17 protein-coding genes are annotated in these 18,226 nt (G+C 71.2%); 4 read left to right on the top strand and 13 right to left on the bottom strand.

The features are described from left to right. Nucleotides 1-164: 164 nt before the first annotated feature. Nucleotides 165-293: a hypothetical protein gene (locus tag ACFO60_RS18605; protein ID WP_380841671.1), complete on the bottom strand. Its 129-nt coding sequence runs from the start codon at nt 291-293 to the stop codon at nt 165-167. Nucleotides 294-545: 252 nt separating this feature from the next. Beyond that, complete coding sequence (locus ACFO60_RS18600; RefSeq protein ID WP_380841670.1) at nt 546-1,172, bottom strand: FMN-dependent NADH-azoreductase; 627 nt, start codon at nt 1,170-1,172, stop codon at nt 546-548. Nucleotides 1,173-1,251: 79 nt separating this feature from the next. Between ACFO60_RS18600 and ACFO60_RS18595 the strand changes: the two genes are divergently transcribed. Continuing rightward, nucleotides 1,252-1,803 carry a TetR/AcrR family transcriptional regulator gene (locus tag ACFO60_RS18595; RefSeq protein WP_380841669.1) on the top strand — a complete coding sequence of 184 codons (552 nt, stop codon included), beginning with the start codon at nt 1,252-1,254 and terminating at the stop codon, nt 1,801-1,803. A gap of 402 nt (nt 1,804-2,205) precedes the next feature. Here ACFO60_RS18595 and ACFO60_RS18590 read toward each other — a convergent pair whose 3' ends face one another. Together ACFO60_RS18590 and ACFO60_RS18585 are read right to left on the bottom strand one after the other, a co-directional pair. Then, on the bottom strand, nt 2,206-2,334 hold the full coding sequence (locus ACFO60_RS18590; RefSeq protein ID WP_380841668.1) for a hypothetical protein: 129 nt from the start codon (nt 2,332-2,334) through the stop codon (nt 2,206-2,208). 798 nt (nt 2,335-3,132) lie between these two features. Then, complete coding sequence (locus ACFO60_RS18585; protein WP_380841668.1) at nt 3,133-3,261, bottom strand: hypothetical protein; 129 nt, start codon at nt 3,259-3,261, stop codon at nt 3,133-3,135. A gap of 294 nt (nt 3,262-3,555) precedes the next feature. Here ACFO60_RS18585 and ACFO60_RS18580 point away from each other — a divergent pair, with 294 nt between their 5' ends. After that, nucleotides 3,556-4,353 carry a class I SAM-dependent methyltransferase gene (locus tag ACFO60_RS18580; RefSeq protein WP_380841667.1) on the top strand — a complete coding sequence of 266 codons (798 nt, stop codon included), beginning with the start codon at nt 3,556-3,558 and terminating at the stop codon, nt 4,351-4,353. 104 nt (nt 4,354-4,457) lie between these two features. On the opposite strand, the gene ACFO60_RS18575 is transcribed toward ACFO60_RS18580, so the two are convergent. Together ACFO60_RS18575 and ACFO60_RS18570 are read right to left on the bottom strand one after the other, a co-directional pair. Then, nucleotides 4,458-5,492 (bottom strand): TerC family protein, encoded by a 1,035-nt coding sequence (locus tag ACFO60_RS18575; RefSeq protein WP_380841666.1) that lies wholly within the window; start codon nt 5,490-5,492, stop codon nt 4,458-4,460. Between the two features lie 319 nt (nt 5,493-5,811). Next, on the bottom strand, nt 5,812-6,390 hold the full coding sequence (locus ACFO60_RS18570) for a CGNR zinc finger domain-containing protein (RefSeq protein WP_380841665.1): 579 nt from the start codon (nt 6,388-6,390) through the stop codon (nt 5,812-5,814). A 71-nt stretch (nt 6,391-6,461) separates the two neighbouring features. On the opposite strand from ACFO60_RS18570, the gene ACFO60_RS18565 reads away from it, so the two are divergent. Continuing rightward, the gene (locus tag ACFO60_RS18565) at nt 6,462-7,241 is read left to right on the top strand and encodes a class I SAM-dependent methyltransferase (protein ID WP_380841664.1); all 780 of its coding nucleotides are present in this window, start codon (nt 6,462-6,464) and stop codon (nt 7,239-7,241) included. 81 nt (nt 7,242-7,322) lie between these two features. Continuing rightward, on the top strand, nt 7,323-8,363 hold the full coding sequence (gene add, locus ACFO60_RS18560; protein ID WP_380841663.1) for an adenosine deaminase: 1,041 nt from the start codon (nt 7,323-7,325) through the stop codon (nt 8,361-8,363). Between the two features lie 37 nt (nt 8,364-8,400). Here the strand turns inward: add and ACFO60_RS18555 are convergent, their stop codons facing one another. From ACFO60_RS18555 to tkt, 7 genes are all read right to left on the bottom strand, one after another. Beyond that, nucleotides 8,401-9,222, bottom strand: a complete 822-nt coding sequence (locus tag ACFO60_RS18555) for a helix-turn-helix domain-containing protein (protein ID WP_380841662.1) — start codon at nt 9,220-9,222, stop codon at nt 8,401-8,403. Nucleotides 9,223-9,539: 317 nt separating this feature from the next. Next, entirely contained in the window at nt 9,540-10,313 is a 774-nt protein-coding gene (gene pgl / locus ACFO60_RS18550) for a 6-phosphogluconolactonase (protein WP_380841661.1), read from the bottom strand. 143 nt (nt 10,314-10,456) lie between these two features. Next, a complete protein-coding gene (locus ACFO60_RS18545; RefSeq protein WP_380841734.1) occupies nt 10,457-11,353 on the bottom strand; it encodes a glucose-6-phosphate dehydrogenase assembly protein OpcA in 897 nt (298 codons plus the stop codon). A 40-nt stretch (nt 11,354-11,393) separates the two neighbouring features. Continuing rightward, nucleotides 11,394-13,103: a glucose-6-phosphate dehydrogenase gene (gene zwf / locus ACFO60_RS18540; RefSeq protein WP_380841660.1), complete on the bottom strand. Its 1,710-nt coding sequence runs from the start codon at nt 13,101-13,103 to the stop codon at nt 11,394-11,396. Beyond that, a complete protein-coding gene (locus ACFO60_RS18535) occupies nt 13,103-14,731 on the bottom strand; it encodes a glucose-6-phosphate isomerase (RefSeq protein WP_380841659.1) in 1,629 nt (542 codons plus the stop codon). The genes zwf and ACFO60_RS18535 overlap by 1 nt, the downstream gene beginning before the upstream one ends. 138 nt (nt 14,732-14,869) lie before the next feature. Further along, complete coding sequence (tal, locus tag ACFO60_RS18530; RefSeq protein WP_380841658.1) at nt 14,870-15,979, bottom strand: transaldolase; 1,110 nt, start codon at nt 15,977-15,979, stop codon at nt 14,870-14,872. 10 nt (nt 15,980-15,989) lie between these two features. After that, entirely contained in the window at nt 15,990-18,101 is a 2,112-nt protein-coding gene (gene tkt / locus ACFO60_RS18525; RefSeq protein WP_380841657.1) for a transketolase, read from the bottom strand. Between the last annotated feature and the right edge of the window lie 125 nt (nt 18,102-18,226).

The raw sequence follows: 18,226 nt of genomic DNA, 5'->3' as shown, positions 1-18,226 counted from the left end.
GGCGAAATCGTGGGTTTCGTTTCGCTCGGCGGGGTGGAGCTTTTGTTGCCGTCGTCGGGAGGGTGGGCAGGTGTTCTGGTGTGCGGGTGTTATTGGTCGGCTGTGCGGGTTTTCATGGTCGGGTGGTAGTTCTCAGTGGTTATGTCTTTCGGGGTTTTGGAGATTTAGTCCCAGGTGGTGCCGGCGGCGCGGGAGTGGCCGTCCCAGGTGGTTCCGGCGGTGCGGGTGAAGGAGTCCCAGGTGGTGCCGGCGGAACGGGCGGCGGTGGCGGCGGAGTAAGCGGTGGAGGTCATTTCTTGTCTCTTTTCTTGAGGGCTTGTTGTTTCGTCCTTGTGAGAACAACTCTCCGCCATTGCGGACCCTCGGAACAGACAATTCGGCGGCAGCAAACTGCACGCCACTGACCACTTCCTGCCACTCGGTGGAGCGAGATTCCCTCCCGCGCCTCGGACCGGCGTCACCGCAGGTCAACGCACCTCATCCGCCCCGCCGTCCGCCCCGCGCGGCGCGGGTGGGGCGGGCACGCAGGGGCCAGGATCGGCCACTCACCGGGCCGCCTCCCGCAAGGCCGCCGTCAGCGACTGTTCGTGCTGCTCGCGCAGGTGCGCGAGCGAGGGGTCGAGGCGGGCGTTGACCAGTTCGGCGTGGATGAAGGTCACGTCCTCGACCCTGAAGTGGCCCTTGAAGAAGTCGCGCAGGTAGCGCTCCTGGTGGTCGTACGGCTCGCGGGGGGTGCCGGGGCCGTAGGCGCCACCGCGCGCGCTGGTCACCACGAACGAGCGGCCTTGGAGCGACATCTTGGGGAAGGTGATCTGGTCGAGCCAGGCCTTCAGCGCCGACGGAATCGAGTAGTTGTACATCGGCGTGCCGATGAGGACCACCTCGGCGGCCACCACCTCGTCGAGCAAGGGCTCCACGATGGCCCAGGCCCGGCCCTGGGCAGGGGTGCGGACCGCCTCCCGGTAGCGCGAGATGTCGGTGATCTCGTGTTCCAGGATGTGGTCGCACAGTTCGGTCCATGCCTCGCCGATGTGCGGCACGGGTCGCGCGGCCAGGTCGCGGTAGATGTAGCCGGCCTCAGGATGGGCGGCCCGCCAGGTCTCGGCGTACACGCTCGACAGTCTCCGCGAGAACGACGTGCGGCGGGCGCTGGCGTCCAGGTGCAACAGCATGAGCTCCCTCATCACAGATATGTGGACACGGTGTCCGGATGACTATAACCGGACGGTGTGTCCACATACAATCGGACGCATGGAGAGAGCCGACGCCGCACGCAACCGCGCACGCATTCTCGAGGCGGCCGCGCAGCTGTTCGCGGAGCGGTCCCCGCAGGACGTGACGATGGACGACATCGCCAGGAGGGCCGGGGTCGGCCGGGGCACCCTTTACCGCCGTTACCCCGACCGGGCGTCGATCGCCGTGGCGCTGCTCGATGAGCACGAACGGGGTCTACAAGAACGCCTGCTGCGCGGTGAGCCGCCTCTGGGTCCGGGAGCGCCGCCCGCCGAGCGACTGGCCGCCTTCTACGCCGCCATGGTGCGCCTGCTGGAGAACCACTCTCACCTGGTGCTCGGCTCGGAAGTGGGCCGCTCTCGCTTCGAGACGGGTGCGTACGGCTTCTGGCGCGCCCATGTGCGCGCGCTCCTGACCGCCGCGGGCACACCCGGTCCGGACGCGCTGGTCGAGGTCCTGCTCGCACCCTTGGCCCCCGAGGTGTACGGCTACCAGCGCATGGCGCTCGGCCTGACCCCGGAGCAGATCGTCCAGGCGCTGGTCAGGCTCACGGCGATTCTGGGCCGGTGACAGGCGGGGAGGGGCCGGTGGTCGACTTCGGTCACCTCCGCCTGCCCCATCGGCCGCCATGACGCGCCGAATCGACTCGTTCGGGGGAGGGTCCTGGCGAGGCCGCGGACGGGGATCGGGGCGGCGGGCCGGGAGGGGTGTTCGTGTGCGTCGGTCCGGGCTCACGATGGTCGCCGGCTCAGATCACGGCGTTCTCCGTTATTCGTGGCTTGGACCCGCTGTTGCCGCCGGCCGTGATTGCTGTTCGTTCCGGATGGCGCTGGGCTTGTCGGCGAGGTGGTTCTGCGGGTGCTTTTCCGGCGGTGTCCGGCGGGGTGCCGGGTCGTCCGCGAATTCGGTCGGGGAGTCTCTTCTTTCCTCGGGAGTTCGCTGTCGTCTGGATTGTTTTGCCGATTTGTTACGTCAGTCCCAGGTGGTGCCGGCGGCGCGGGAGTGGCCGTCCCAGGTGGTTCCGGCGGTGCGGGTGAAGGAGTCCCAGGTGGTGCCGGCGGAACGGGTGGCGGTGGCGGCGGAGAAAGTGGTGGAGGTCATTTCTTGTCTCTTTTCTTGAGGGCTTGTTGTTTCGTCCTTGTGAGAACAACTCTCCGGCATTGCAAGCCCTTGGGACAGAGAATTCGGCGGCAGCAAACTGCACCCCCCTGACCACTTCCTGCCACCGCGAGGGCGGCGTTGGCGCCGGGGGGTTTTCGTTCATGTCGTCGCAGGTCACGGGTATCGCGTCCGGGCCGTGTGAGCGTGACCCGCGGGGCGGGTCGCGGGTGCGGCGAGGGCGGGTCGGAGGGGGTAGGGCGCCGTGCGGGCGCGGCGACTTCGTGTGCCGGGTGTCGGACTCCCTTCTTGCCTGGTCTCGGGTCGTCGTCTGTGTGAGAGGCCTGCCGGGATGGGCCGGTCCTCGCCGGAGGGGGGCAGGTGCGGGTGCGGGGGAGGGTGCGGGGGTTCGTCGCGTCATGCGGGGGACGGGGTGCCGTCGGCATGGCGGCTTGCCGGGATGGGGCAAGGGGGTGGCCCGGTGCGGGGAGGGTGTCTCCGTGAGGTGCCGTGTGCGGCGGGCCGGGGGCGGGGGAGCGGTGGTGGGCTCGCGTCGCCGGGCGCCGGTTCGGTGGGGCCGGCCGAGTGTCGATGCTTCCGGTCGCACGGATGCCGGGCCGGTGGGTGTTTCGTCTTCCGCTGTCGTGGCGAAACGGTGTTCTCGTTCGCTCGGCGGGGGTGGTGCTCTTGTCTTCTCGTCGGCCTGTTGCGCGGCCGGTGTTCTGGTGTGCGGAGCCCGATGGTCAGATTTGTTCTTCTATTGGTTTATTCTGTTCGAGTTTTGATCCGTTGATTCATGTTTCAGTCCCAGGTGGTGCCGGCGGCGCGGGAGTGGCCGTCCCAGGTGGTTCCGGCGGTGCGGGTGAAGGAGTCCCAGGTGGTGCCGGCGGAACGGGTGGCGGTGGCGGCGGAGAAAGTGGTGGAGGTCATTTCTTGTCTCTTTTCTTGAGGGCTTGTTGTTTCGTCCTTGTGAGAACAACTCTCCGGCATTGCAAGCCCTTGGGACAGAGAATTCGGCGGCAGCAAACTGCACCCCCGTGACCGCTTCCTGCCACTCGATGGAGCGACATTCCCCTCCCGCGCCCCGGGCCGGCGTCACCGCAGGTCGACGCGCTGTTCCAGGCCCTCGGAAGGCGGCCGTGCCGCGACACCGGGCCGGGCTGAGAGGTGACACCGAAGCGGCCGGTGCCTCACTGAGGAGCGCCACGCGTCAGGATGGGGGACATGAGCGCCGACCGCCGGCTTCGTGTCACCTTCGACAGCGCGGCCCCCATCTATCAGCGGGCCCGCCCCGACTACCCGGCCGAGCTGTACTCCGACCTGCTCGCCATCACGGGCGTCCGGCCGCCCGGCCGCCTCCTCGAAGTCGGATGCGGCCCGGGGAAGGCCACGCTGCCGCTGGCCCGCATGGGGTTCCACATCACGGCGATCGAACTCGGTGACGCTCTGGCCGCGGAGGCCCGCCGCAATCTCGCCGAGTTCCCAGGCGTCTCGCTGATCACCTCGTCGTTCGAGGAATGGGCGCCGCCGGCGGACGCCTCCTTCGCCCTCGTCTACGCGGCCACGGCCTGGAAATGGGTGGACGCGGAAGTGAAGTACGCGAAGGCGGCGGCCGTCCTTCCCCCCGGCGGTCACCTGGCCGTGTGGAACGCCGACCACGCGTTCCCCGTCGGCTTCGACCCGTTCTTCACCGAGATCCAGAAGGTCTACGACGCGATGGGTGAAGGCGACGGCAGTGCGTGGCCACCCGCACGGCCCGAGGACCGGCCGGAGCCCACCGCGGCCGAGTTCGAGTCATCCGGCCTCTTCGACGTCGTGGGGACACGTCGTCACGTGTGGGCCCTGAGCTACACGGCCGAGGAGTACATCGCCCTCCTCGACACCTTCTCCGGCCACATAGCCATGGAGCCCGCCAAGCGCGAACACCTGTACGGCCAGGTCCGCCGCCTCCTCGCCTCACGTGAGGACGGGCGGCTGACCCGCCACTGGTGGGCGGTGCTGACGCTGGGCCGCCGCCGATGACCACCCTGGCGGCGAGCCGTCCGAACCGTGGCCGGCCCGCCGGGCAGGGGAGGGTCCCCCGGTACACGACGCGGTAGTCCCGGTCGCCGGACTCGCTCATGGCGTCAGCTTCGGTGGCGCCTCTTGTGAACGACCCGGGTCCTGGTCGACGGGCATCCCCCATCGCCTCCCGATGCCGGCCGGTCGGTGCCGACCGGCACGGCGGGCCGGCCCGCCGACGCACGTCCGGCGCCGGGGCGGGTGACGAGCCAGCTCGCGGTGACGGCGGCCGCGAGGATCGCGGCGACCACGGCCAGCGACAGCCAGGTCGGGATCTTGTAGACGTCCAGCAGGAGCATCTTCACCCCCACCCACGCCAGCACCACCGCGAGTCCGAGCTTGAGGTAGACGAACCGGTGCATCAGCCCGGCCAGCAGGAAGTACATCGCGCGCAGGCCGAGGATGGCGAAGGCGTTGGAGGTGAAGACCAGGAACGGCTCGGAGGTGACGGCGAAGATCGCGGGGATGGAGTCGACGGCGAAGATGATGTCGGTGACCTCGACCAGCACCAGGACCGCGAGCAGCGGGGTGGCGGTCAGCCTGCCCGCCTGCCGGACCAGGAACCGCTGCCCGTGGTAGTCGTCGGTGACCGGCACGAGGCGGCGGAACAGCCGCAGCGTCCTGCTGCGCGCCGGGTCGACGGTCTCGCCGCGGTGCAGGGCCATGCGCACGCCGGTCAACACCAGGAACGCGCCGAACACGTACAGGATCCAGGCGAAGCTCGCGATCAGCACCGACCCCGCGGCGATGAAGACGCCGCGGAAGACCAGCGCGCCCAGCACGCCGTAGAACAGCACGTGGTGCTGGTAGCGCGGGGGCACGGCGAAGTGGCCGAAGATGATGGCGAAGACGAAGATGTTGTCGACGGCGAGCGATTTCTCGATCAGGTAGCCGGCGTAGTACTGGCCGGCGAACTCCGCGCCCCACGACCACCAGACGGCGGCCCCGAACGCCAGCCCGAGGCACACCCAGATCACCGACCACAAGGCGGCCTCGCGCATGCCGATCGCGTGGGCGTGGCGATGGGTGAACAGGTCGATGGCGAGCATGGCGGCGATGACGCCGAGCACCGCCGGCCAGGCCCATAGGGCGACATTCACAGGGAAACACTCCTCCGGTCCGTCGAAACGCCCGCAGGTCTCCCCGCCGTCCAGGCGTGTACGGCTCCGGGACGGCGCCAGGACCGGGCGGGCATCGGGCCCGCCGTACTGACGACTCTGGCGTCTTCGGGTACTCCCCTCCGCACTGACAGGATACGAAACCTCAGCAAAAGAGCTGGTCAGTGGGCTGGAGACGGTCAGCTCGCCAGGGCCCGGAGGGCGGCGGCGAGCAGCCCGGCGCGCCGGGCGGGGGCCACCAGTACGCCGTCGCCCGAGGTCTGGGTCACCGCAATGAGCCGGCGCTGAGGCCGCCCCGGGGCTACGGCTGTTGCGCGCGGGCGCGGAAGGCGGCGGTCTTGGCGCGGTTCTGGCAGGCGGTGGAGCAGAAGCGGCGGGTGCCGTTGCGCGAGGTGTCGACGAAGACGCGGTCGCAGTGGGAGGCCGTGCACACCCCGAGCCGGTCGTGGAGCTCGCTGCCGAGGACGACGGCCAGGCCGGTGGCGCACGCCGCCGCGTAGTCGTCCCCCACGGTGCCGGCGGTGCCGTGGAAGTGCAGGTGCCACGGCTCGCCGTCGTGCCGTTCCAGATAGGGGCGCGCCTGCGTGCGGTCCAGGACGCCGTTCACCCGGCGGGCCGCCGAGTCGAGGTCGCCGGCCTCGGCCGCGTGGAAGACCGCGCGCAGCTCGGCCGCCACCCTGGACAGCTCGGCCGCCTCCGCGTCGGTCACCTCGCGGGTGCGCCGTCCGCCGGCCCCAAGGGCCTCGGTGACCGCGGCGCGCCGCGCCGGGCCCGGCGGGGGGACGGTGTACTCCCGTCCGCGGGCCTCGCCCGCGGTCAGCGTGTTGACCAGTGCGGCGGCGATGGACACCACAGCGTCGCTGTGACTGTTGAAGTTCACTTGACCAGTTACATCCTCGCGTCCTACGGTGTGACTGCCGAAAGCGTATACGACAGTCACAAGGAGTCTTCGTGTCCATTGTCCCCCGTGAACGGGCCCAGGACTGGATCGCCCGGTGGGATCGCCAGCAGGAGGGCTACCTGCCCGACCGGGAGACCCGGTTCACCGCGCTGATCGACGCGGTGGAGGCGGGGTCCGGGCGTCCCGACCCGCTGGTGCTCGACCTCGGCTGCGGGCCGGGGTCGCTCGCCACCCGCCTGCTCGACCGTCTGCCCGAGGCCACCGTCGTGGCGATCGACGCCGACCCGCTGCTGCTGGCGCTCGCCCGCGCCGCCCACGAGGGCAGGCCGGGGCTGCGTTTCGCGGACGTGGATCTGCGCACCCCCGGGTGGACCTCCGCTCTCGGGCTGGACCGGCCGGTGGACGCGGCGGTGAGCACGACCGCGCTGCACTGGCTGGACGAGCCGGAACTGCGCGTGATGTACGCCGAGCTGGCGGGCGTGACGAGGTCCGGCGGACTGCTCCTCAACGGCGACCACATGGAGGTCGCGGACGTCGCGCCCGCCCTGGCCGAGCTCGAGCGGGCGGTGCACGAGCGCGCGACCCGGCGGCGGTTCGGCGCCGGCATGCCAGAAGACTGGCGCCAGTGGTGGGACGCCGCCGGCGCCGACCCCGTGCTGGCGGCGCTCAGGGACGAGCGTGAGCGCAGGGTGGCCGGCGCCGGGCACCGGGGGTCGGAGTCGCTGGAGCTGTCCACGCACGTCACCGCGCTGCGCGAGGCCGGCTTCACCGAGGTCGGCACCCTGTGGCAGAACGGCCACGACCGCCTGCTCTGCGCCGTTCGCGGCTGACCGCCGAAATCTGACACATTCACGGTAGATTCCCGGCAGAGTGCTTTCGCTTGCCAGGGCGGGCTCCTAAAGTCGGGCGCTATGACGGAGACCACCCCCTCGATCGAGGCGTTCATCGCCGCCCTGCCCAAGGTGGAACTGCACCTGCATCTGGTCGGGGCCGCCTCACCGTCCACGGTGCTCGAGCTCGCCCGGCGGCACCCCGGCGGCCCGGTCCCCTCCGGTGAGGAGGAACTGCGCGCCTTCTACGCCTTTCGCGACTTCCCCCACTTCGCGGAGATCTACGAAAGCGTCAACAGCCTCGTGCGCGAGCCCGAGGACATCGTCACCCTGGTCACCGGCACGGCGCGCGACCTGGCCGCGCAGAACGTCCGGTACGCCGAGCTGACGGTCACCGCGCACTCCCACCAGCGGATGGGAATGTCCAAGGCGGCGATCACCGAGGCGCTGGACGTGGCCGCCCGCGCCTCGGTGGCCGACCACGGCGTGCGCGTCGGCTACGTGTTCGACATCCCCGGCGAGTACGGCGCCGAGGCCGCGCGGACGACGCTCGACCACGCGCTGTCCGCCCCGCCGGAGGCGCTGGTCGGCTTCGGCCTGGCCGGCATCGAGCAGGAGCGCCCGAAGTACCGCGACGCCTTCCGGGACGCCTTCCGCGCGGCCACCGCCGCCGGCCTGCACAGCGTGCCGCACGGCGGCGAGATGACCGGGCCCGAGACCATCTGGGAGGCCATCGAAGGGCTCGGCGCCGAGCGCGTCGGCCACGGCATCAGCTGCGTGCGCGACGCCCGCCTCATGGCCCACCTCAAGGAGACCCAGATCCCGTTGGAGGTGTGCCCCACCTCCAACGTGCGCACTGGGCAGGTGCCCGCCATCGCCTCCCACCCGCTGCCCCGCCTGCTGGAGGAGGGCCTGTTCGTCACCCTCAACAGCGACGACCCGCCGATGTTCGCCACCACGCTCAACGCCGAGTACGGCGTCGCCGCCCACGTCTTCGGGCTGGGGGAGGCGGAGCTGGCCGCGCTGGCCCGCAACGCGGTGCGGGCGTCCTTCCTGGACGAGCGGGCCAAGCGCGAGATCATCGGCGAGATCGACCAGGTGTGCGCCGCGCCCGGCCGCTGAACCGCCGGGCCGGCCGCTGAACCGCCGGGCCGGGGGATCAGCCGCAGACGGGCAGGGCGGGGTTGTCGTGCGTGCGCACGGCCGGGAGCCAGCCGTGGCCTTGCGGGACGTCGTCCAGCCGGACGCGGAACCATCGCGTGGTGCCCACCCCCGTCTCGTCCTCCACCCGGTCGCCCTCGAACAGCACGCAGTCGGCGACCAGGACGTCGCCGTGCCATACGCGGTGGGCGACCACGTTCCCCGCGGCGTACTTCTTGCGCGGATCGATCGCCAGCCCCATGCTGCACGCCGGGACCCGGTCACGCGTCCTGCAGTCGCCCTCGATGTTGAAGACCCGTACCGGAGCCGCGGTCACCGAGGTGCCGGTCGAGGCCACGATCGTGGGCCGCCCGGGCTCGCCGCCTCCCGGCCGCAGGATGACGAACGCCGTCACACCGATCGCCACCAGCACCATGGCGAGGACGACCGCCCAGAGCGGCCGGCGGGTCACACGTCGCCCCCGCGACGCCGTCTCCCGCCCGCCCGGCGGGGCGGACGCCTCCTCCTCCCGATCGGCCTCCTGCTCTTCCTCCCGCTGCTGCTCCTCCTCGGGGGCCTGCGGAGAGGAGCTACGGGCGGAGTCGGCCACCGCCCATAAGCGGTGCAGCTCGCGTAACTCCTCGTTGCTCGCCCCGCACGCCTTGCCGAAGGCGTGGACCACGCCGTAGCCGGCGGGCAGCTTGGTGCCCGAACAGTAGCGATGCAGGCTCGACCGGCTGATGCCGGTGCGGGTGGCGAGAACCTCGAAGCTCATGCCACTGCGATCTTTCAGCACGCGGAGCCGGGCTGCGAACTGCTCGTACTCCCCCGTCTGCGACAACGTGCCTCCTTTACGACGAGGAGCTGCCGCACGTGCGCGGTGTGAGAGGCGGCGGCATCCCACCCGTGTCTCAACAGGCGGCGAACGGCGCAGCTCATGGTGGCCAGGGCATCCCAGCATCCCATCTGACGCCAATTTCTTGCCATAAGTTGATTTATCTAGCTATTTCACCCGTCATCTCCGCATCTGGGGCGGGGAACGCTTCCAAGGGTGACCGGACGCGCAAGGGCGCGCGTACGAAAGCGCCCGGCCGTGTCGTCACGGCCGGGCGCCACCCGGGTCGTCCTGAGCGCGGCGGGCCGTCCCGCCGCGCGCCCTCACGGCGAGGCGCGGCGGGTGAGCCCCGGAGGGATCTTGGATGCGGCGGCCCGGTCCAGCAGGAACAGGGTGCGCAGGCGGCCCCTGGCGCCGGCACCGGGCACCTGGATGGGGCCGGACTCCTGCAGCGCCAGCCGCACCGCCCCCGCCTTGTCCTCGCCCGCCACGATGACCCACACCTCGCGGGCCGCCCTGATGGTGGAGTGCGTCATCGAGATGCGGGTGGGCGGCGGCTTGGGCGCCCCGTGGACCGCCACCACCGGGCGCTCGTCGTAGACGGCGGGCATCTCGGGAAACAGCGAGGCGACATGGCCGTCCGGGCCGAGGCCGAGCATCAGGACGTCGAACGACGGCACGGGACCGTGGTCCTCGTGCCTGGCGGCCTTGCGCAGCTCGTCGGCGTACCGCTCGGCGGACTCCTCGGCGGAGATGCCCGAGTCGGGCCCGAGCATCGGGTGGACCCGGGCCGGGTCGAGGTCCACCCGGTCGAGGAGCGCCTCCCTCGCGCCGGTCTCGTTGCGCTCGGGGTCGCCGGTGGGCAGGAAGCGCTCGTCGCCCCACCAGATGTCCAGGCGCGGCCACTCGACGGCGTCGCGCGCCGGGGTGGCGGCGACCTCCCTGAGCGCGGCGATGCCCATGCCGCCGCCGGTGAGCACCAGGTGGGCCGACCCCTTGGCGGACTGGGCGTCGGCCAGCCCGGTGATCAGGCGGGCGGCGACGGCCTTGGCGAGCACGTCGGCGTCCCGGTGGATCAGGACCGAGGGAACACTCACGAGAACAACCCTCCATCTATATGCAGCGGCGCCCGGCACCACCGCGCGCACCCGGGGAATGCGGGTGCGCGGTGGTGCCGGGCCGCCAGGGCGAGAGCCGGCGTCACCGGCCCGAGATCGGGAACCGGCGCCGCCGGCCAGGGTCAGGAGCCGTGGTAGTCGGCGACGCGTGCGATCGCCGAGGCGTACACCTCGTCGGGGTCCAGCCGCCGCAGCTCCTCGGCGAGCAGGTCGGACGTCGGCCTGCGGGCCAGGGCCACGTGCCGGTCGGGCTGGCCCGGCCGGATGAGGGTGGCGGTGCGCGAGTCCTGCCGCTGGACCACGACCTCGCCGTCCTCCAGCCGCAGCAGCACCTTGGTCAGGCCGGGCCCCTTGGACTCGGTGACCTTGATCGGCGCGTCCAGCTTCTCCGACAGCCACACCGCCAGCAGCGCGGCGCTCGGGTGGTTCGGCTCGGCCTCGACGTAACCGTCAAGGATCTTGCCCACGGGCTGGTCGAACGCCGCCGCCAGCAGGCTGCGCCACGGCGTGATGCGCGTCCAGGACAGATCGGTGTCGCCCGGCGAGTAGCCGCCGGCACGGCGCCGGATCGCCGCCACCGGGTCGGGCGCCGAGCGGGCGTCGCTCACCCGGCGCTGCCCGAAGTGGCCCACAGGGTCCTTCGCCGGAGCCTCGGGGGCGTCGCCCGGCCACCACACCACCACCGGGATGTCGGGCAGCAGCAGCGGCGAGAGCACCGAGTCGGCGTGCTCGGTCAGCTCACCGTACAGACGCAGCAGCACCACCTCGCCGGTCGTCAGCTCGCCCACCCGGATCTCGGCGTCCAGCCGGGTCGCCTCGCCGCGCTCCCTGGGGATCACCGCGAGGATGCGCGACGGATGCTCGCGCGCGGCCTCCGAGGCCGCCCGCACCGCGTCGTACTGGTGACTCTCGTCGCACACCACCACCAGCGTCAGCACCATGCCGACCGCCGGCGCGCCGACCTGGTGGCGCAGGCGGGTGAGCTGCGAGGAGATGTCGGAGGCCGTGGTCGACCCCATCAGGAAAGTGGTCACAGCGACTCCAGCGTTCCGTTGTCGATCACAACCGCCTCCACACGCGGCCGTCCCTGGCCATCATCTCGTCGGCCGAGGCCGGCCCGCCGGTGCCGGCGGGGTACCCCTCGGGCTGCTCCTCCAAGGAGGCCCAGTAGTCCTCGATCGGGTCCATGATCTTCCAGGAGAGCTCGACCTCCCGCTGGTGCGGGAACAGCGGCGGGTCGCCGATGAGCACGTCCAGCAGCAGCCGCTCGTAGGCCTCCGGCGAGGACTCGAGGAACGCCTCGCCGTAGGCGAAGTCCATGTTGACGTCCCTGACCTCCATCGCCGTGCCCGGCACCTTGGAGCCGAACCGCACGGTGATGCCCTCGTCGGGCTGGATGCGGATCACCAGGGCGTTGTGCCCGAGGATCTCGGTGTCGGTCTTGCTGAACGGAAGGTGCGGCGCCCGCTGGAACACCACGGCCACCTCGGTCATCCGCCGGCCGAGCCGCTTGCCGGTGCGCAGGTAGAACGGCACGCCCGCCCAGCGCCGGTTGGCGATCTCGACCTTGATCGCGGCGTAGGTCTCGGTCGTGGAGTCCTGCGGTATGCCGTCCTCCTCCAAGAAGCCCTTGACCGGCACGCCGCCCTGCCAGCCCTCGGTGTAGCGGCCGCGCGCGGTGGCGAGGCCGAGGTCCTCGGGCAGGGTGACGGCCTCCAGGACCTTCTCCTTCTCCCTGCGCAGCGACGAGGCGCCGAAGGCGGTCGGGTCCTCCATGGCCACCAGGGCCAGCAGCTGGAGCAGGTGGTTCTGGATGACGTCCCTGGCGGCGCCGATGCCGTCGTAGTAGCCGGCCCGGCCGCCGACGCCGATGTCCTCGGCCATCGTGATCTGCACGTGGTCGACGTAGCCGCGGTTCCAGATCGGCTCGAACAGCGTGTTGGCGAACCGCAGCGCCAGGATGTTCTGGACGGTCTCCTTGCCCAGGTAGTGGTCGATGCGGAACACCGAATCGGGCTTGAAGGCCGCGTCGACGACGTCGTTGAGCGCGCGGGCGCTCTTCAGGTCGTGCCCGAAGGGCTTCTCGATGACGATGCGCCGCCATGCGCCCTCGGGCGGCTTGGCCAGGCCGGTGCGCTTGAGCTGCTCGACGACGACCGGGAAGGCCTTCGGCGGCACCGACAGGTAGAAGGCGTAGTTGCCGCCGGTGCCGCGGGTCTCGTCGATCTCCTTCAGCGCCATGGCCAGCGCGTCGAAGGCGCCGTCGTCGTCGAAGGAGCCCGGCACGAAGTGCAGGCCCTCGCAGATCTGCTTCCAGACCTCCTCCCGGAAGGGAGTGCGCGCGTTCTCCTTCACGGCGTCGTGGGTGATCTGGGCGAAGTCCTGGTGTGCCCAGTCGCGGCGGGCGAAGCCGACCAGGGAGAACCCCGGAGGCAGCAGCCCCCGGTTGCCCAGGTCGTAGATCGCCGGCAGCAGCTTGCGCCTCGCCAGGTCGCCGGTCACGCCGAACAGCACCAGCACGGACGGCCCGGCGACCTTCGGCAGCCGCCGGTCGCGGGGGTCGCGGAGCGGGTTGGCCTCGATCACCTCGATCGTCGTCGCGGTGCTGGCGACGGCCTGGGCCACCGCCCGCGACTCGTCGGGAGCCACATTCGGTGACTGCTCCCCGGCGTGGTTGGCGAATTCGGTCTCGTGGATCTCTGGCGCGGGCACGTTCGCCGGACCCGTGTCATCGGCGTCCGCCGAGCCCGGCTGCTCGCTGTCGTTCATCAAACCTCCCGTGCTGCGGTGAGCAGGTGCCTGACTCCGGCCTCGCGATCGGTCAGGTGCAGGCGGACGACCGGACGCCCCCGCTTGCGCAACGCGTCCAGGTCGCCGAGCGCCTGGGCGAGCTCCAGCCTGCCCAGGGTGTACGGCTGACCCGGCACCTCGAGGTCGTTGTCCACGGCACCGGTGATCTGCAGGAAGACGCCGTTCTGCGGGCCCCCCTTGTGATACTGCCCGGTGGAGTGCAGGTAGCGCGGGCCCCACCCGAAGGTGACGGGCCGGTCGGTCCTGATCGACAGAAGTCCCTGCAGGCTGGCCGGGTCGTGCGCCGCCCAGATGTCGGTGATCACCTCGAAGGAGGCGTCCTCGGGAACCGGCACGTCGAAGGCGGCCTCGCGGTCGAGGAACGACAGGATCGACAGATAGCCCTGGGCGGGGATGCCCTCCAGCAGCATGGTGAGCACGCCCGGCAGGTCCTTCACGTGCTCGGGGATCTCCCCGTACACCTCGACGGGGCCGTCGACCAGCGAGGGGACGCCGGTCGGCAGCGGGCCGTCGCCGGCCTCGGCCAGGATGCGGGCGGTGCTCTCCTTGGACTCGGCCACGTTCGGCTGGTCGAAGGGGTTGACGCCGAGCAGCCGGCCGGCGACGGCGGTGGCGTACTCCCAGATCAGGAACTGGGCGCCGAGCGGCCCGTTCACCTCGGCGTCGCCTTCGGTGTCGATGCCCGCGACGAACTCGTCGGCCGCGCCGGTCGGGTCGATGCCGACGACCGGCAGGACCCCCCGGCCCTGCTTGCCCGTCGACTCGGCGATGAGCTGCTCGGCCCAGTCGGGCAGCCCGTTGATCGGCGAGAGGCTGTCGTCCAGCAGCAGCTTGTCGCGGCCGGACAGGGCCGCCGCGCCGATCGCCGCGCCGAGCGCAAGGCCCGGGTTGGCCTCGCCGTCCAGGGCGGCGCGGGCCTCCTCGGCCTGGTCCAGCAGCCGCGCCACGTCGGCGCCCGCCAGGGCGCTCGGCACCAGGCCGAACGCCGACAGCGCGCTGTAGCGGCCGCCGACGGCCGGGTCGGCGAGCACGACGGTGTAACCGGCCTCGGCCGCGGCCCGCTCCAGCGGCGAGCCGGGGTCGGTGACGACGACGATGCGGCCCGCCGGGTCGATGCCTGCGTCGCGGAACGCCTGCTCGTAGATGCGGCGGTGGCTGTCGGTCTCGATCGTCGAGCCGCTCTTGCTGGACACCACCACGACCGTCCGGTCCAGCCGGTCGGCGAGCGCCCGGCGGACCTGGCCGGGGTCTGTGGTGTCAAGGACGGTCAGCGGCACGTCGAAGGTGGCGCAGATGACCTCGGGGGCCAGCGAGGAGCCGCCCATGCCGGCGAGGACCACGTGCTCGAGGCCCTCGGCCCGCACGCGCTCGGCCAGCGCGGTGATCTGGGGGAGCAGCTCGCGTGAGGTCACGGGCAGGTTCAGCCAGCCGAGGCGGATCTTCGCCTCCTCCTCGGCCTCCGGCCCCCACAAGGCGGGGTCGCCGGCGGCCAGCGCCCGCGGCACCCCGTCTTCGACGAGCTTCCGCACGGCCTCCTCGGCCTGCGCGGATACCTCCTCGTCACCGAACGTTACGGAAATGTCCATTCTGAAGTCTTCTCCTCGCGTGGCCGGCCGGGCCTGTGCCCCGGCTCCCGGGCGTCCGCCCGGGACCCGTGCCGGCCGTCGGGCGGACCCGGCCGGCGCGATGCGCGGCCGGCCCGCCCAGGCTGCAGGGGGCGGGCCCTAGAGGGCCTTTTCCAGCTCCGACTTAAGCGTCCCGAGCAACTCGGTCCACGAGGCGACGAACTTCTCGACGCCCTCGTCCTCCAGCGCCCGGACCACGTCGTCGTAGTCGATGCCGACCTGCTTCAGCGCCGCCATGGTGTCCCACGCCTCGGCGTAGCCCGGCCGCACGGTGTCGCCGTCGATCGAGCCGTGGTCGGCCACGGCGTCCAGCGTCTTCTCGGGCATCGTGTTGACCGTGTCGGACGTCACGAGCTGGTCGACGTACATCGTGTCGGCGTAGTCGGGGTTCTTGACGCCGGTGGACGCCCACAGCGGGCGCTGGGGGTGCGCCCCGGCGGCCTTGAGCGCCTGCCAGCGCTCGCTCGCCGTGACCTCCTCGTAGGCCGCGAAGGCCAGGCGGGCGTTGGCGATGGCGGCCTTGCCGCGCAGAGCCAGCGCCTCGGGCGTGCCGATCTTCTCCAGGCGCTTGTCGATCTCGGTGTCGAACCGGCTGACGAAGAAGGACGCCACCGACTCGATCTTCGACAGGTCCAGCCCCGCGGCCTTGGCCTGCTCCAGGCCGGCGAGCCAGGCGTCCAGCACCGCGCGGTAGCGCTCGAGCGAGAAGATCAGCGTGACGTTGACGCTGATGCCCTCGGCGAGCGCCTGCGTGATCGCCGGCAGGCTCTCGACGGTCGCCGGGATCTTGATGTGCACGTTCGGGCGGTCCACCAGCCACCACAGCGCACGGGCCTCGGCGAGGGTCTTCTCCGCGGTGTCGGTGGCGAGACGCGGGTCGACCTCGATGGACACCCGGCCGTCCACGCCGCCGGTGGCGTCGAACACCGGCCGCAGCACGTCGGCGGCCCACCGGATGTCATAGGTGGTGATGGCGCGCACGGCCTCGCCCACGTCCACCCCGCGCACCGTCAGGTCGCGCAGCTGGACGTCGTAGGCGTCGCCCTTGCTCATCGCGGAGGCGAAGATGGTGGGGTTGGACGTGACGCCGGTGACCAGCTTGTCGCGCACCAGCGCCTCGAGGTTGCCGCTGCGCAGCCGCTCGCGGCTGATGTCGTCCAGCCAGATCGACACGCCCTGGCCGGTCAGGCGCTTCAGATTCTCACTCATGGCTCGTTCCTCAGTTTCCGGTCGTCTGGCCCTTGTCGGCCCCGGTCTTGGCGAGGCTGCCCTTGGCTGCGGCGGCCACACGCTCGGCGGTCAGGCCGAACTGCTCGTACAGCGTCTTGTACGGTGCGGAGGCGCCGAAGTGTTCAAGGCTGACGACCTCGCCATCCTCCCCTACGAACTGCCGCCAGCCCAGGGCGATTCCCGCTTCGACGGCCACGCGCGCGCGGACCGCGGGCGGCAGGACCGCCTGCTTGTAGGCGTCGTCCTGCTCCTGGAACCACTCGACGCACGGCATGGACACCACGCGGGCGGGAATGCCCTGCTCCTCCAGCAGCTTGCGCGCCCCGACGGCGAGCTCCACCTCGCTGCCGGTGCCGATGAGGATCACCGCGGGCTGCCCGTTGGAGGCCTCCTGGAGGACGTAGCCGCCCTTGGCGACCTTGTCGAAGTCGGCCGTGCCCTCGTACACCGGCAGGTTCTGCCGGGTCAGAGCCAGGGCGGCCGGGCGGTCGGTGTGCTCGAGGACGGTCTTCCACGCGGCCGAGGTCTCGTTGGCGTCGGCCGGGCGGACCACGTCCAGGCCCGGAATGGCGCGCAGCGCCCACAGGTGCTCGACGGGCTGGTGCGTCGGGCCGTCCTCGCCGAGGCCGATGGAGTCGTGCGTCCAGACGTAGGTGACCGGCAGGCCCATCAGGGCGGCCAGGCGCACCGCCGGGCGCATGTAGTCGCTGAAGACCAGGAAGGTGCCGCCGTAGGGACGGGTGCCGTCGTGCAGGGCGATGCCGTTCAGGATCGAGCCCATGCCGTGCTCGCGGATGCCGAAGTGCAGCGTGCGGCCGTAGCGGTTGCCGGGGAACGCCTTGGTCTGGTGCTCCTCGGGGATGAAGGACGGCTCGCCCTCCATCGTGGTGTTGTTGGACTCGGCCAGGTCGGCCGAGCCGCCCCACAGCTCGGGCAGCACCGGCGCCAGCGCGTTCAGCACCTCGCCGGAGGCCTTGCGGGTGGCGACCGACTTGCCGGTCTCGAAGGTGGGCAGGGCCTCGTCCCAGCCGGCGGGGAGCTTGCGGGCGCTCATGCGGTCGAACAGGGCGACGCGCTCGGGGTTGGCGGCCCGCCAGCTCTCGTACCCCTTGTTCCACTCGGCGTGCAGCTCACGGCCGCGCTCGAGCACCTGGCGGGTGTGCGCGAGCACATCGTCGGGCACCTCGAAGTCCTTGGCCGGGTCCAGGCCGAGGACCTCCTTGGTGGCGGCCACCTCGGCGGCGCCCAGCGCCGAGCCGTGGATCTTGCCGGTGTTCTGCTTGTTCGGCGCGGGCCAGCCGATGATGGTGCGCAGCCGGATCAGCGTCGGCCGCTCGGTCTCCTCGACCGCCGCCCGGTAGGCGGCGTACAGCTCCTCGACGTTCTCGACGTAGTCGCCCGTGGCGGTCCAGTCGACCTTGATCACGTGCCAGCCGTACGCCTCGTAGCGCGCGGCGACGTCCTCCGACAGGGCGATGTTGGTGTCGTCCTCGATGGAGATGTGGTTGGCGTCGTAGATGACGTTGAGGTTGCCCAGCTTCTGGTGGCCCGCGATGGAGCTCACCTCGTGGCTGATGCCCTCTTCGATGTCGCCGTCGGAGGCGATGGCCCAGATGCGGTGGTCGAAGGGGCTGGCGCCGGCCTCGGTGTCGGGGTCGAACAGGCCCCGCTCGCGCCGGGCGGCCATGGCCATGCCCACCGCGTTGCCGAGACCCTGGCCCAGCGGGCCGGTGGTGGTCTCCACGCCGAGCGTGTGACCGTGCTCGGGGTGGCCGGGGGTGAGGCTGCCCCACTGGCGCAGCGACTTGAGGTCGTCCAGCGTCAGCCCGTAGCCCGACAGGTACAGCTGGATGTAAAGAGTGAGGCTGGAGTGTCCGGCCGACAGGACGAAACGGTCACGCCCCGTCCAGGCGGCGTCCGAGGGGTCGTGACGCAGAACACGCTGGAACAGAAGGTAGGCGGCCGGCGCCAGGCTCATCGCGGTGCCCGGGTGCCCCGACCCGGACTTCTCCACCGCGTCCATGGCGAGCGCGCGTACGACGTCGACGGCGCGCCGATCGAGGTCACTCCACTCAAGGTTTGGCACGAGTTCGCTGCTCAACTGCTCGATCTCCTATAGGTCGTTGGCGCCGGTTCGGCTCGCGCGCCCGTCCGGTCGTGGGCCTTCGCTCCCAACACCGGACCTTAATGGGTCGATTCCCCCCACCGTAGATGCAACGTTGTTGT

Source organism: Sphaerisporangium dianthi (assembly GCF_042654065.1).
GTDB classification, from domain to species: domain Bacteria; phylum Actinomycetota; class Actinomycetes; order Streptosporangiales; family Streptosporangiaceae; genus Sphaerisporangium; species Sphaerisporangium dianthi.
Note: the sequence above shows the minus strand (reverse complement) of the source record. Positions and strands in the feature narration are given on the sequence as shown.